Genomic DNA, 13,986 nt, shown 5'->3' on the forward strand with positions numbered 1-13,986 from the left:
CGACACCGCCGAACGGCTGTGCGGCCGGCAAGGACACCGGCCGCAACGGGCTAGAAGGTCGCCTTGAGGCAGCCGAGCCGGGTGTTCCCGGACGACATCCCCGCGACGCCCAGCCCCCACGCGCACACCGTGTACACGCCGCGCTTGGTCACCGGAATGACAATCCGGTAGCCATGGTTGCCGGAGACCTGGAAAATCGAGTTGACGTCGGCCCGGTACCGGCTGGCCACGTAGGCCGTGCCCTTGGTGGTGCCGTCAGGCGAGGTGACATATAGATGGACGGGAGCGTTCGCACGCGTCATTCCCGGGTCCAGGGCCCAGCCGCTGGCCACCAGCGCGGATCCCGTGCCGCCGAGCTGGACCTTGACGGACTCCAGGTACCCGACCGGCGCGGGGGTGGCGGCAACACTCACTGTGGAGCAGCCGAGGAGGCTGTTGCCCAGTGGGAAGACGCTGACCGCGATGCCGTAGGCGCAGATTTTGTAGTTGCCCGGTATGGTGACCGGCAGCGCCACCCGGTAGCCGTGGTTTCCCGTGGTTCCCATGACCTGGTTGACGTCCGCGCGGGACTGGTTGGCGGTATAGGCGGAGCTCTTGGTCACTCCCTTGGGGTCGGTGACGTAGAAGTCCACCGGGATGGACGCGGCCGGGGTTCCGCGATCCAAGGTCCACCCCGTGACGGTGATGGTTGCCGTTGGCGCGTCTGTCTTGACCACGGTGCTCTCCAGGAAGCCGGAGGGCGCGGGGGTTGCAGTCGTCGTCACGGTTGTGCAGCCCAGGAGGCTGTTGCCCTGGCTGAACGCGGTGACGGCGATGCCGTAGGCGCACACCTTGTACGCCCCGCTCATCGTCACGGGGATGTCCGAGGTGAAGCCGTGGTTCCCGGTGACGGACATCACCTTGTTGACGTCGCTGCGGCTCTTGTTGGCTGTGATGGCCTTCGATGTCGTCTTGCCAGCCGGGTCCGTCACATACAGGTGGACCGGGATGGACGCCGCGGAAGTCCCGGGGTCATAGCTCCAGCCCGTCGCCCGCAGCACCGTCACCCCGTTGGCCCGGGTGAGCACCAGCGACTCGAGATATCCGCCGGTCGGAGCCGACCCGGCCAGGGTCAGGGACCGGCAGCCCAGGTCCGCGGTCTCGACGCTGCCCAGCGCGTAGACGCAGACCTTATATACCCCGGCCTGGGTCAGGTTGAACGAGCGGGTGAACCCGTGGTTGCCGGTCACCTGCATGATTTTGTTGACGTCGGCGCGGGCCTGGTTGGCGGCCACGGCGTAGCCCGTTGCGGTGCCGCCCGGCGGGGTCACGTAGATGTGGACGGTGGACGATGCCGAGGAATTGGCGGAATCGTACGCCCAGCCGGCGACGTCCAGGCTGGCCTTGGTGCCGGAACGGTTGATGGCCATCGATTCGACGTAGCCCTTGGCAGGCGCCCCCGGCGGACGGATGGTGACGGTGGCTGCGGTGTTGGTCACCGAATCGATGCTCACCTTGGTGCCGGCGTGGGTAGTGAATGTCTGCCCGGCCTGCCAGGCCTGAGTGTTCGAATAGTAGCCGTTGAAGGCGGAGGCTCGGGTATCGGGCGGCAGCAGGATCGAGGAGTTGCCTCCGCCCTGCTGGGTGATCTTCACGCCTCGGTTTCCGGCCTGCGCGATCACGGCGTCATAGCCCACGGGAGCCCGGAGCTCGAGGTAGTAGACCTCGCCGGATTTCGGGTCCGTGAACTTCACGGCCCGGTTCGCGTCGTCGCCGGCCCAGGGCTTCAGGGTCACCTTGCGGGGTCCGGCCACCGCGCCCAGGTTGGTGATCTCGTTACCGTTGCCGAACCGGCCCATTTCCCACAGGCTGGCACTGATTTCCGGCATCAGGTCCCAGTGCGAGATCCCCATGAGGTCCAGGTTGTCCCCGTACGTCTTGATGCTGCAGGTGGGATCGGCGAACCCTGCAAAAGGCCCGGCGGCGACGTCCATGGCCCCGCTGCCGCACAGCAGGCTGTTGGCGTGGTCCATGCCCAGGGCGTGCCCGAACTCATGCGTCAGCACCGGGGTTGCCAGCCGGCTGTTCTGCGGCATCAGGATGCGCCCGCCCGTGGTCCCGTTGCTGTAGGTCATGCCCGCGGTGCCGTTGCTCAGGTAAGCGCCGGGGATGAAGATCACCAGCGCGGTATAGGCGCGCTGCGTCCACCCCAGTTCCTGCGAGACCGTGTCCACGATCTGCGCCGGCGTCTGGGTGGATCTCGCGGCGGACTTGTGAAGTACGCGGGTGGAGGTCAGGGCAATGTCCACCCTGCCCGCGGTGGCGTGTGCCCAGTACCGGTTGGCCGCACTAAGGGAAGCCTTCGCCGCGGCGATCGGCACGGCCGCGTCCGTTTCCGCTGCCGTCTTATCGGCCAACTGCACCGTCACCAGGGTGGTCTTCAAGGTGCCCGCCAGCGGAGCGCTGACGTAGGTGTATTCCGCCTTCGCCCGGTTGGCCGGCGGTTCGGGCCGGACAAAGTCATCCACCGCCTGTCCCTGGGGACTCGGGTCCGACACCGCCGGAACAGCGCCCACCGATGCAGCGCCCGTGGAATGCGCAGCCGTCGACGCCGGGACCACCAACTGCGTGGCCGGAACTTGCACTGCGGCCACAGCGGTCTGGGGCAAGGCTGCTGCCAGCATCACGGCGGCAATCAAGGTTGCCGCTATGTTCAGTTTTCGCAAGATTGCTCGCTTAGGGGTGGGACCTCAGGTGGTGACCTGGCGGTGGGAGCGACGGAAGGTGCCTACAGCATAAACGCCAATTCACGTCTGTCACCCCACTAACTTTGATCCCTGTAATCACAACTGCATCACGCATTTTTCTTAGCAAGTTCTTGCGCAGGATCTGCGCACCATTTCGCCACCCGAAAACTGCGTGCCAAACTCTTAGCCGTGCCTCATTCCGTCACCGCGGTGAATACCGCCACCCGCAGGGTGCTTGCCTTCGCCGTCGGTGGCCTCATCCTGTACCTGGTCATTGCCGTTCAACTCTTCGTCAACGTGGATCCGCTCAGCGTCCACCGGACCGACGCCGTCATCATGCTCGGCGGCGCAGCCAGCGAACGCCTTCCGGTGGCCCGCCAGATCCAGGCTGAATACAACATCCCGGTTTTGGTGATCTCCCACACGGATACGTTCGGCAACCGTGCGGCGGATGAGACGTGCAATTCCACAGTCTTTCCGAACCCCAGCGTCATCTGCTTCCGCCCCCCGGACATGGACACACGGGGCGAGGCCCAGGCCATCTCCCGCTTGATCAAGGCCAACGCCTGGAGGTCCGTCACGGTTGTGACCTCGAGCTACCACGTCACCCGCGCGGGCCGGCTAATCAAACAGTGCACGGGCGCGGATGTACAGATGGTTGCCTCACATCCGGACCTTGACCCGGGCCAATGGATACGGCGGTTTGTGATCGAAACGGGGGGCCTGATCGACGCTTCCCTCAGACCGGAATGCGCGAAACGGTGAGCGGAAATGTAACAATTGAACCTCATCCGATGGAACCGGCCAGCCGGTTCGGGCATCTGACCGAGGCGAGGAGGACACGCTGGAACACTCTCCCGACGGCGCTCCCCCGCTGATTGCCGCCCCCCGGCACCTGCGCAGGCGGCGCATGCACACGGAGATCCCGGACACCCTCCTGATGCCCGGCGTGGAGCCGGTTCCGGTCACCGCTCCACCGCCAGCGTCGGCTCAGGCAGACGACGACGCCAACCTAAAGAACCGCCAGGACAACGAGTCCCAGCAACTCGCCCGCGACAGGCTGAACCGGCGCAAACGGCGGGTGGCCCTTCTGGCCGTTCTCTTTGTCCTTATCGCGGTGCCGGTCATCGCGCTAGCGTTGCTGCTCGCCTAAATCCGGGCCACCAACCATTCCAACCGCTCGCTCACCCTTGGGGAATAACCATGCACAGCATCATGCCGATCTTCGGAACCAGGCCAGAGGCCATCAAGATGGCGCCGATTGTCAGCGCATTGCAGGAGTCTCCACTCTTCCGCTGCATAGTGACGGTCACCGGCCAGCACCGCGAAATGCTGGACCAGGTCAACGAACTATTCGGCATCGTTCCCGACCATGACCTGAACATCCTCCAGCAGGGGCAGTCCCTTTCGGCCATCATGACGCGGACCATCGACGGGCTGGAAAAGCTCTTCGCCTCCACCCGCCCGGACGCCGTCGTGGTCCAGGGTGACACCACCACTTCCACAGCCGCCGCCATCGCGGCGTTCTACCACGGCATTCCGGTGGTACACGTCGAGGCAGGGCTGCGTAGTGGAGACCTGCTCTCGCCGTTCCCCGAGGAAGCCAACCGCAAGATCACCAGCCAGATCACCCGGCTGCATCTGGCGCCCACCTCCACCAGCAGGGAGAACCTGCTGAAAGAAGGCATCAGCGCCGAGGACATCGTGGTCACCGGGAACACCGTGATTGACGCCCTCCTCGCCACCGTGGACAAGCAGCTCCCCTTCACGGACCCCCAGCTGGAAGAACTGGACGCCAGCGGCCGCCAGATCCTGCTGGTCACTACACACCGGCGCGAAAACCAGGGTGAATCCATGCGCAGCGTGGGGCGGGCGCTGGCCCGGATCGCCGACGCCGAGCCGGACCTGGTGATTGTGCTGCCTGCCCACAAGAATCCGGTGGTGCGCGAGGCCGTGCTTCCCGCGCTGGAGGGCAAGGCCAATGTGCTGGTGACGGAGCCGCTGGCCTATGGCGAATTCACCCGGTTGCTGTCCCGAGCCCACATCGTCCTGACGGACTCCGGCGGAGTACAGGAGGAGGCCCCCAGCCTCGGCAAGCCGGTCCTGGTGATGCGGGAGAACACGGAGCGGCCCGAGGCCCTTGAAGCCGGCACCGTGAAGCTGATCGGCACCGACGAAGAGCGGATTTTTGCCGAGGTGACTCGTCTCATGCACGATTCCTCGCACTTTGCCACTATGGCCAACGCCGTGAACCCCTACGGCGACGGCAAGGCCGCCGCCCGCACTGTGGCAGCGATCGAGGAGCTGCTCGGCGTCGGCTACCGGACCGCGGACTTCAGCGGGGCGTAGTCGTCCGACAGCCGCTGGCGGGGCTGCCGCGGCCGGGCCCCGATGCGAGTCGGGAGGGTCTTTCGTGAAACAATAAGTGTTCAGCAGGCAAGGATGCGGGTTGCCAGCATGACGTTGTCCGATGGCGGATCTGGTACCCCGATTCGACCCTGAACCGACGGCGACTCCAAAGGGTTTAAGTGGACCGCAGGGACTTTCTACGACTGTCAGTGGCGGCATCGGCGGCTGCCTCCCTGGCCGCGTGCACTCCCGACACTTCGCCCGGCCCCCGTCCGCCGTCGACGTCGCCCGCACCACTACCGCGTCGGCCCCTGCCCCCGTATGCGAGCAAGGGCCTCGGCATGCCGCGGTTCGGCGGATTCGGTTTCAAGCAACTGGATTCCCTGAACCTGGACTGGTTTTACGACTGGGGACCCGACTACCCGCCCCTCCGGGCGGCTTCGAGCCAGGCCGCCGAATTTGTGCCGATGGTCTGGGGACGCGGCTCTTTGGAGCGGAAAGCCATCGAGCAGGTGCGGTCGGAAGTGCCGTGGACGGGCGCCGACAATCTCCTCGGCTTCAACGAACCCGACCACAAGGGTCAAGCGGACATGTCCGTGGACACCGCCATCAGTCTTTGGCCCCAACTGGAACAGGCTGGCCTCAGGCTGGGATCTCCGGCCCCGGTTCAGGCGCTGGGCGACTGGCTCAAGAATTTCATGGACCAGGCAGCCCGGAAGGACCTGAGGGTGGATTTTGTCGCGATGCACTGGTACGCGCCGCCGCACGCGGACTCGTTTCTCAACACCGTGCAGAAACTGCATGAACGCTACGGGAAGCCCGTCTGGGTCACCGAGTATGCCGTCGCCGACTGGAAGGCCAATGCCAAGTCGCCCAGCCGGTTCACGGAGAAGGAAATCCTCGCGTTCATGAAAGAGACCGCCACCGGCTTGCGGAAAATGCCGTATGTGGAGCGTTTCGCCTGGAAAACGCGGGCCCACGGCGATCCCATCATGGGAGCCTCCGCGTTGTTCCGGAACAACGGCTCGCTCACCCCCACCGGCGAGCTGTACCACTCCCTCTAGAGATCCACCTCCAGCCAGTTCCGGGTGCCGCTGGGAGCGGCAGAAAACTGCGTATTTCCTGTGTGAAACCGGGACTTTTCTGAGTGTTTCCCGTGCTAAGTTGACTTCAGCCACAACTGAATCAGGGACCACACAGGCCAGAACAGTCACCGGTTGATGCCACGAATCGTGAGCAGGATCCACCGGGGACGCGCCCAGCTCTGGCTTTTTCCGTTTCTGCGTCAGCCATGGACGCCCAGCCACATTCATCGAAAGGAACTCATGGAACGCCGCAAGTTTCTTGCCCTGCCCTTGGCCGCAATGGCAGCTCCGGGTGCCCTCCTGGCCGCCAACGCGGGATCGGCACAGGCGGCAACGGCTCCCGCTGCCATCCCCAGCGTCCCAGCTGTCACGCTGCCTGCTGACACGCTTAAGGGATTTGGGTGGGGCGGGAAGGACGCCCTCGCGCTCCAGCAAATCAAGAGCCTCAAGCTGGACTGGCACTACACCTGGGGATCGCACTACAACGTCACCACCAACCCGCCTTTTGTTCCCATGGTCAAGAGCGCAAGGACCCTGCTGGAGCAGGATGCCATCGGATGGGTCACGCGTCAGCTGGCCGAAACCAAGACCAAGCACCTCCTGGGGTTCAACGAACCCGACAACAAGAGCCAGGCCAACATGAGCGTGGACCAGGCGATCAGCCTTTGGCCAAAGCTGCAGGCGACCGGACTGCGGCTTGGCTCCCCCGCACCTGCTGGAACGGCAAGCCCCTGGCTCGCGGATTTCATGGCGAAGGCCAAAAACAAGGGGCTGCGGGTCGATTTCATGACCATGCACCGCTACGCCTGGCCCAAAGCGGACGACTTCCTCAACAAGGTCACGGAACTGCACGAGAGGTACGGCAAGCCGGTCTGGGTAACCGAGTACGCGGTGGCCGACTGGGATGCCACGTCCACCAGGCCCTCCATCTACTCGCGGGCCCAGACCGAAGACTTCATGCGCGCCACAGTGGCGGGCTTGCGTGCGATGCCGTTCGTCGAACGCTTCGCCTGGAAGTCCAGGCCCGCCGGCGACCCGAAAATGGGCTGCTCAGCTCTGTTCCACACGAACGGTGCCCTGACCACCACGGGCAGGCTCTACGCGTCCCTGTGAGGCGCTGAGCGCCTCCTGCAGTGGCCGGACACCCAGGCGTCCGGCCACTGCCCGTTAAATGAGGAAAGGATCCCGCCCGAGCATTTGCTCCGGCGGGATCCTTTTCTCCTGCAACAGCTGAATCAGCCTCTAGGCCGACAATCCGTTAGTTCGCAGCGGCGAGCTCCAGCAGTTCGCTCTTGTGGCCGAGCGAGACGATGTCCCAGCCTGCAGCGTTCCACTTCTCGTGGTCCAGGACGTTGCGTCCGTCGAACATGCGCTTGTGCGACACCGCTGCCGCAAGCTCCGCAGGATCGACGTTCACGAATTCGTTCCATTCCGTCAGTACCATGACCAGGTCGGCATCCACTACGGCCGTGGCCAGGGTGTCGACGTAGTTCAGGCGCGGATACCGCTTGGCTGCGTTGGCGTTGGCCGCGGGGTCGTAGACGCTGACGTCCGCTCCGCTGTTGAAGAGCCTTGCCGCCACATCCAGCGCCGGTGAGTCACGGACGTCGTCGCTGTTGGGCTTGAACGCGACGCCGAGGACGGCAACACGCTTGCCTTCCAGCGTGCCAAGCAGGGTTTCGGCGACGTGGACTGCGCGGTCGCGGCGGCGGAGGTTGACTTCGTCAACTTCGTTCAGGAACCGCATGGTGCTGTCCAGGCCCAACTCGGAGACGCGCGCCTGGAGCGCGCGGATGTCCTTGGGCAGGCAGCCGCCGCCAAAGCCGATGCCGGCGTTGAGGAAGCGGCGGCCGATCCGGGCGTCGAGCCCAATGGCATCAGCCAAGGTTCGAATATTGCCGCCAACGGTCTCGGTGACCTCGGAGAACGCGTTGATGAAGGAGATCTTGGTCGCGAGGAAGGCGTTTGCCGCCACCTTGACCAGTTCCGCCGTCTCAAAGTCCGTCGAGATGAACGGGGTGTCGCGGCTGATGGCGTCGGCGTAGACCTCGCGCAGTGTAGCTTCGGCAGCCTCGGAGTCGCTTCCGATTACCAGGCGGTCCGGCCGCAGGGTGTCTTCCACGGCGAAGCCCTCGCGCAGGAACTCGGGGTTCCAGGCGAAGTTGACCGTTACGCCGTCGCGCGATTCTTCGGCGACGACGTCCTTCAGGCGACGTGCGGAACCGACCGGAACAGTGGACTTTCCGACGATCAGGGAGTCCCTCGTGGCGGCCCGGGCAATCGCCGTCACGGATGCGTCCACGTAGGTCATGTCAGCAGCGTGCTCGCCGGCCCGCTGCGGGGTGCCGACGGCGATGAAGTGGACGTCGCCGAAGGCACCGGCCTCTTCGAAAGATGTAGTGAAGCGCAGGCGGCCGGATTCTGTGTGCTTGCGCAGCAGTTCGGGCAGGCCAGGCTCGTGGATGGGCAATTCGCCTCGGCTGAGGCTATCGATCTTCTCTTTGTCGACGTCGACACCCAGAACTTCAAATCCAAGTTCTGCCATGCATGCCGCATGGGTCGCGCCGAGGTATCCCGTACCGATCACGGTTAGTCGTAGTGTCACTAGTCCCCCAGTAGCCGCCGTTGATTTCATTGCCTTGGCGCAGATAGCGCAACCAAACGGGTCCACTATATATCGGCCGACCGGAAAAGCAGATTCTGCGACGTAAACCTCGCGGGACCTAGTCCAGGCGGGCCACACGACGCCCAACACAACCGGCTCTGGGTCGCGTCAAACCGGTCGAGCTTGAGACAGCCGACGTTTGCACACCAGCGGCTGAATCAATATTAATCCCAGCGTTAACGACCTGAGGCGAAGTCCAGTCCTTCGGCGGGCTCGTAACCCTGAGGGTTATTGCGCTGCCACCGCCAATGGTCCTCGCACATTTCGGCAAGGCCGCGTTTGGCCGACCATCCCAAGTCCGCCAGCGCGGCGGTGGGATCCGCGTAGCTGATGGCTGCATCTCCGGGCCGGCGGGGAGCGAACTCGTGGGCCACGCGACGCCCCGCGGCCTTGCCGAATGCTTCAATCACGTCCAAAACGGACGACCCTCGGCCTGTGCCAAGATTCCACCGGAAGATGCCAGTCTTGCCACACAAGTACTCCAGCGCAGCCAGGTGGCCCGAAGCAAGGTCCATTACGTGGATGTAGTCCCGCACGCCGGTGCCATCATGTGTGGGATAGTCATTTCCGAAAACCATTACCTTGTCATGGCGCCCAATCGCCGCCTGAGCGACGAACGGCAACAAATTATTCGGCGTACCTTGCGGATCCTCTCCTATTCGCCCCGATGCGTGTGCGCCCACAGGATTGAAGTACCGCAGCATCGCTAGACTCCACCGAGCATCGGCGGCCGACAGGTCAGAAAGGATGTCCTCGATCTGTTCCTTTGTCCGCCCATAGGGGTTTGTCGCATTCAACGGAGTCCCTTCATCCAGTGGGACTTCGTCTGCTGCACCGTATACGGTCGCCGACGAACTGAAGATCATTGTGAAGACAGCTGCCTTTTCCATCGCATGAAGCAAGTTCAGCGTTCCGACAACGTTGTTTTGGTAGTACTTCAGCGGCTGTGCCACTGACTCACCGACCGCCTTGAGCCCCGCGAAGTGAATCACGGCATCAAAGTCAGACCCGGCGAAGACGTCATCCAGCGACGCCACGTCCAGCAAATCCACTTCCCGAAACTCGAGGTGTCTGCCAGCTATCTCCTGGACACGCCTGAGAGATTCAACGTGGGAGTTTTGCAGATTGTCCAGCACGACAACATCGTGTCCTTCTTCGAGCAACGACAACGTTGTGTGCGACCCAATGTAGCCGGACCCGCCAGTGACTAGTACCTTCATTCGGTTAAGTCTAGACGGTTTGGTTGGATCCCCGTGCAGAAGTCCAATGTCTGCGACCCCGACCCCGACGCCGCGCCGTGCGTATGGCGGCGGAGAAGTTCGGGACCGCGGTGCCAGGCCCGCAGCTGACAGATCCGCCGTCAAACAATCCTTCAGCCGTCGCCTAATGCCTGAACCTGGCACCACCAACCCGCAACGCTTGCGGCGACCAAAAGGGGAGCCGGCCTATAGGTCAGGCGCTTCATCGAATATTTCCACGGCCGCCTTGTGAATGGTCTCTTGGTCAGCTGTCGCGCCGGCCTCCGCAAGCTGATTGATCAGGATCGTTTCGATCTCTTCAACGCTCGCCCCTAGCGGGATCGGGTTGCCCACTTCGGCTCCACTGAATTGCTTTCGCAACTTCTTGAGGAACGCCTTCATCCCCTCGTCATCGAACTGAAAGCCTGTCAATCGACTACCTCTTTACGCACTCGCGGAAAGTGAGCATCATTGCTCCCCTCCATTGTGTCTGATCATTCTACGGAGAATCCTGTACAGCAGCGAGAGACATGACTGTAGTCCTGGAGGTACGCCGTACTGCAAGGTGACGTTGACGGGCGTGGCTCAGAGCAAACGACGCGGTCCGAGCCTTCATGCGGAGATCTGTCAACTCTTCACCCCCGAGAGGCGATGGCCTAACTGAGAGCTTTCCCTTCGTGCGACTCATCACAGTCCTGCCTCCTGCCAGCCGTAACGCCGCCATGTAAGGACGGGGACTTACTCGTCGATCCTGTCGATCACGTGGGAGATATAAATCCTGGCTGGGGTCGTATCGCAACTGCAGTCCGGTCTACAAGACATAGGGCGAGGTCGATTTCCGGACATTCTTTGCACCGGACGCGGTTACCCTGCGGTTCAGCGATGCCCCCGTTAAACGACGGGCCGTAGGAGATGGCTGATTGAACGGCTCTTTGTGTTCGGAGGGGAATTGGGGTTATAGGACAAAATGTGTGTCGAATGACCCGGGAATTGATTCCGTGTCGCAAATAAACAAAGTGCCCGGGGATTTGCTGGGATGAGTGTGTCTAAGCATTCAATCTGGAACGGGCACCACGAGTCTTGAATGAGCCTAACGGGGGTGCCGGCTGACGCTGCCACCAGTTCCTTCAACCTGCCCCGACTACCGCGTCATGTCCGTCAGCCTACTGGCCGATGGACGCCGTCCGGTCATTGTCGAAACCGACCAAACGACCTGGGTGCCCGACCTGCGGTGTCGTCGCGACGGGCGGAAGGAACGGCGTTTCCAGCGGATCCGGAACATCCCCGTCGCCGGATTCGTCCAGGTTCTCTGGTCCAAATACCTCTGGTACTGCGATGAACCCGCCCTGTGCCCGGCTGTCATTCTTCCAATCGACCGCCCAGGTGCCGCTCCGTGCCCGCTCCACCTGCCGGCTCCCGCCCATGTTGTTGATGCCGTCATCAATTCCGGCCGGGTCGTGTCCGAGACCGCCGATGCGTTCGCGGCGTCCTGGTGAATGGTCCGCGCTGCATTGACCGAGGCCTGTTTTCTCTCCCACGACGAGGACAAACTCAGCCCGCGGATGCCCGGCATCGATGAACACCAGCTCCGGTCCTTGCGTTGTTTCCGGGACCCTGGCTCCACGTCGCGGGCCCGGCATGAGCCATGGATGGCGACCATCGCGCATCTGGACACCGTCAGATCCTGGCACCGTGGACGCCCGGACCACAAGGCGTCGGGGACTGGCTCTTCGCCTGTCCCGTAGCCTGGCAGGTGGGCATGCAGGTCGTCGCGAGCCACCCGTCGGGTGTCCCGGAAAGCGTTGAAAATGTGGCTTCCACACACCGCCGTGGTTGATCACTTCCATCTGGTCTCCCTCGCCAACCGGACCGTGACTGAGGCCCGACAGAACAGGTCACGGGCCGCCGCGACCGGCTGGATCGCCAAGGCCTGCGCGCACCGGATGCTGCTCCTGCCGGCCGGCGACACGGTCACCAAAAATGGGACCCACGCCCTGGGCCAGGTCTTCGCCAACAACGATGCGACCGGCAAGCTGCAGGCTGTGTGGAAGGTCAAGGAACAACCGCGAACACAGCGCCGGAGCAGCTCCCCAGCCGACGCCGCAGCGGCGAAGGAGGAACTCAAAGTCCTGGTTGAGGCCGCCGAACGGCCGGAGACTACCAAAACAAGCTCTACCGCGCCGTCTGCCGGCGGTGGAACGAGATCGAAGTCCTCATCATCATCGGCGTTACCACCGGCAAGGTCGAAGCAAACAAACATCGAAATCAAGCCATCAAACGCACCGCAAGCGGCTACCGCAACCCTGGAAACTACAAATCGACTATCCTTTATGACCAGCAGGATCCCGACGGCGGCATGGGACGCGCACAGGCAATCCATATTCCCACGAACCGTGAAGAGCCCCATCGAGGAGCTCTGCAGGGTTACAGAAAACCAAAATCCATTCCCTCACCGCCTCGACCCAACGCGAGAGACGGATTCATGGAGCCTTGACGGAGAGTCCGCCTCCTCCGGTCGAAGGTCGACGTCGACTACTTCGATCCCCATGATCCAGACCCGGACTCACCAGCTGCACGACTATAGCAAGCACCGGGCGGCTCATACCGTCGTCTCCCCGTTGATGTCATAGGCGTAGGACGGTATGAGGCTCATAGAGTCGAAGTCAATGCTTAAGGAGGAGGCTGCGGTCGAACGTCCTTCCAGATAGAAACGCGCCTCACTGTAGCCCGTCATGTCGAACGTTTTCGTGAACTTCTGCCACCCTGTGGACACTGCCTCTCCCCCAAAGCTATTGGCCGTGAGTATCAAAGTAGATGTCGGTACGCCGCTCAGCCCTGTTGAACGTACAAGATCCACGCGAAACCGTCCTCCAGTAGCGTGCGAAGCTCGCACCCAGCACGTAAATCGCCACTCTCGAGTGATGTGAACGGGGACCCCCGCGGTGGGGAGACGCACGGCCGGTCCTGACCCGGTTTCCCCTGCGGTGGTGAGGCGCAAATAGGCGGACCCCGAATGGGCGTCCGCCTGCGCCGTCCTCACAGTTGCGGTTCCGTTGAAATTCACTGGGGACAACATTCTTCCGCCCAGTTCAAAGGACGGGTCCTCCAGCAAATTAAGCCTGGGATAAGCCAATGACCGGGCATCCAATACGGGAATATTACGATCCAGCAGGCCTTGAAGGAGGGCGCGATGCTCGATCTCACCGATGTTGGTAAACCCGTTGTCAACGTTGGTGGGGGTAATACCGTGCATGTAGAGGTGAACGATATCGCCGGCCACGACGGTCCGGTAATAGAGGTCTTCCAAGAATTGCGGCAGTACAGATAGTCCTCCCGGATAGCGCCACGCGTCCCAAGGTTGGACGGACGATGACGGGAAGGTGTAACTCCCCTGAGAATCTGGGGCAGATGCTAGCGATCTTGATCGGGCGTGAAGCCGAGATGAAATGATCTCAACGTTCATATTCGAGGCTTGGTAAGGAGCGGCGAACCATAGTGGGGGTTCACCCATCTGCGCCAAAATCGTTGCGTATGCTGATTCGACCTGCACACGTATCTCGGAGGCGGTAGCTTCAGTGAGCCGTCGATGGTCCCTGGTGTGGTTGCCGATGCTCCAGAGTCGCGCATTTCCCTCGCCTGACCCCAAGTCAGTTTGCTCGACCGCCCATCCATCGGCGCAGTATTGACCTCTGAAATGGCAGGAATCCCAAGTTCTATATGTATAGGAAATGCCTTTGTGTAATCCGATCGATTCGAGTCGTCGTAATGGATGACTGAATATTCGCCTTTTTGGGGTCCATCTGTCGTGTGTTTGGGGGCCGGTGGGCAGAGCCCGCATTAGCGGTCTTGGGTGCCGGTAGTGGCGTGCTTGGGGGCCACCCGGCTTAGGCTCCTTCCGTCGTGTGTATAGGGCGCACGGCGGA

At 62.6% G+C, this 13,986-nt stretch carries 11 protein-coding genes and 3 pseudogenes; 7 read left to right on the forward strand and 7 right to left on the reverse strand.

What is annotated here, in order from left to right; all coding sequences use genetic code 11:
* Nucleotides 1–50: 50 nt before the first annotated feature.
* Nucleotides 51–2,705: a hypothetical protein gene (locus tag AC1DDO_RS21895; RefSeq protein WP_476868943.1), complete on the reverse strand. Its 2,655-nt coding sequence runs from the start codon at nucleotides 2,703–2,705 to the stop codon at nucleotides 51–53.
* Between the two features lie 210 nt (nucleotides 2,706–2,915).
* Here AC1DDO_RS21895 and AC1DDO_RS21900 point away from each other — a divergent pair, with 210 nt between their 5' ends.
* The 5 genes from AC1DDO_RS21900 to AC1DDO_RS21920 all read left to right on the forward strand — a co-directional run bounded on the left by AC1DDO_RS21900 (nucleotide 2,916) and on the right by AC1DDO_RS21920 (nucleotide 7,273).
* Nucleotides 2,916–3,491, forward strand: a complete 576-nt coding sequence (locus tag AC1DDO_RS21900) for a YdcF family protein (RefSeq protein WP_476868944.1) — start codon at nucleotides 2,916–2,918, stop codon at nucleotides 3,489–3,491.
* Between the two features lie 145 nt (nucleotides 3,492–3,636).
* On the forward strand, nucleotides 3,637–3,879 hold the full coding sequence (locus AC1DDO_RS21905; protein ID WP_476868945.1) for a hypothetical protein: 243 nt from the start codon (nucleotides 3,637–3,639) through the stop codon (nucleotides 3,877–3,879).
* A gap of 50 nt (nucleotides 3,880–3,929) precedes the next feature.
* A complete protein-coding gene (gene wecB, locus AC1DDO_RS21910; protein WP_476868946.1) occupies nucleotides 3,930–5,075 on the forward strand; it encodes a non-hydrolyzing UDP-N-acetylglucosamine 2-epimerase in 1,146 nt (381 codons plus the stop codon).
* Nucleotides 5,076–5,416: 341 nt separating this feature from the next.
* On the forward strand, nucleotides 5,417–6,139 hold the full coding sequence (locus AC1DDO_RS21915) for a glycosyl hydrolase (protein ID WP_476868947.1): 723 nt from the start codon (nucleotides 5,417–5,419) through the stop codon (nucleotides 6,137–6,139).
* 261 nt (nucleotides 6,140–6,400) lie between these two features.
* Nucleotides 6,401–7,273, forward strand: a complete 873-nt coding sequence (locus AC1DDO_RS21920; RefSeq protein ID WP_476972743.1) for a glycosyl hydrolase — start codon at nucleotides 6,401–6,403, stop codon at nucleotides 7,271–7,273.
* 145 nt (nucleotides 7,274–7,418) lie between these two features.
* Here the strand turns inward: AC1DDO_RS21920 and AC1DDO_RS21925 are convergent, their stop codons facing one another.
* From AC1DDO_RS21925 to AC1DDO_RS21940, 4 genes are all read right to left on the reverse strand, one after another.
* Entirely contained in the window at nucleotides 7,419–8,795 is a 1,377-nt protein-coding gene (locus AC1DDO_RS21925; RefSeq protein WP_476869534.1) for a UDP-glucose dehydrogenase family protein, read from the reverse strand.
* A gap of 206 nt (nucleotides 8,796–9,001) precedes the next feature.
* Complete coding sequence (gene galE / locus AC1DDO_RS21930; RefSeq protein WP_476972744.1) at nucleotides 9,002–10,045, reverse strand: UDP-glucose 4-epimerase GalE; 1,044 nt, start codon at nucleotides 10,043–10,045, stop codon at nucleotides 9,002–9,004.
* Nucleotides 10,046–10,270: 225 nt separating this feature from the next.
* The gene (locus AC1DDO_RS21935; RefSeq protein WP_476972745.1) at nucleotides 10,271–10,495 is read right to left on the reverse strand and encodes a hypothetical protein; all 225 of its coding nucleotides are present in this window, start codon (nucleotides 10,493–10,495) and stop codon (nucleotides 10,271–10,273) included.
* 731 nt (nucleotides 10,496–11,226) lie between these two features.
* On the reverse strand, nucleotides 11,227–11,646 hold the full coding sequence (locus AC1DDO_RS21940) for a hypothetical protein (protein ID WP_476972746.1): 420 nt from the start codon (nucleotides 11,644–11,646) through the stop codon (nucleotides 11,227–11,229).
* Nucleotides 11,647–11,871: 225 nt separating this feature from the next.
* On the opposite strand from AC1DDO_RS21940, the pseudogene AC1DDO_RS21945 reads away from it, so the two are divergent.
* Nucleotides 11,872–12,162, forward strand: a pseudogene (locus AC1DDO_RS21945) (transposase); the annotation flags it as partial.
* Nucleotides 12,163–12,239: 77 nt separating this feature from the next.
* Nucleotides 12,240–12,557, forward strand: a pseudogene (locus AC1DDO_RS21950) (transposase); the annotation flags it as partial.
* A 105-nt stretch (nucleotides 12,558–12,662) separates the two neighbouring features.
* Here the strand turns inward: AC1DDO_RS21950 and AC1DDO_RS21955 are convergent.
* Complete coding sequence (locus tag AC1DDO_RS21955) at nucleotides 12,663–13,370, reverse strand: carbohydrate binding domain-containing protein (RefSeq protein ID WP_476972748.1); 708 nt, start codon at nucleotides 13,368–13,370, stop codon at nucleotides 12,663–12,665.
* A gap of 147 nt (nucleotides 13,371–13,517) precedes the next feature.
* Nucleotides 13,518–13,901 (reverse strand): annotated as a pseudogene (locus AC1DDO_RS21960) (polysaccharide deacetylase family protein); the annotation flags it as partial.
* Between the last annotated feature and the right edge of the window lie 85 nt (nucleotides 13,902–13,986).

It is taken from the genome of Arthrobacter sp. 10N43 (assembly GCF_056394525.1).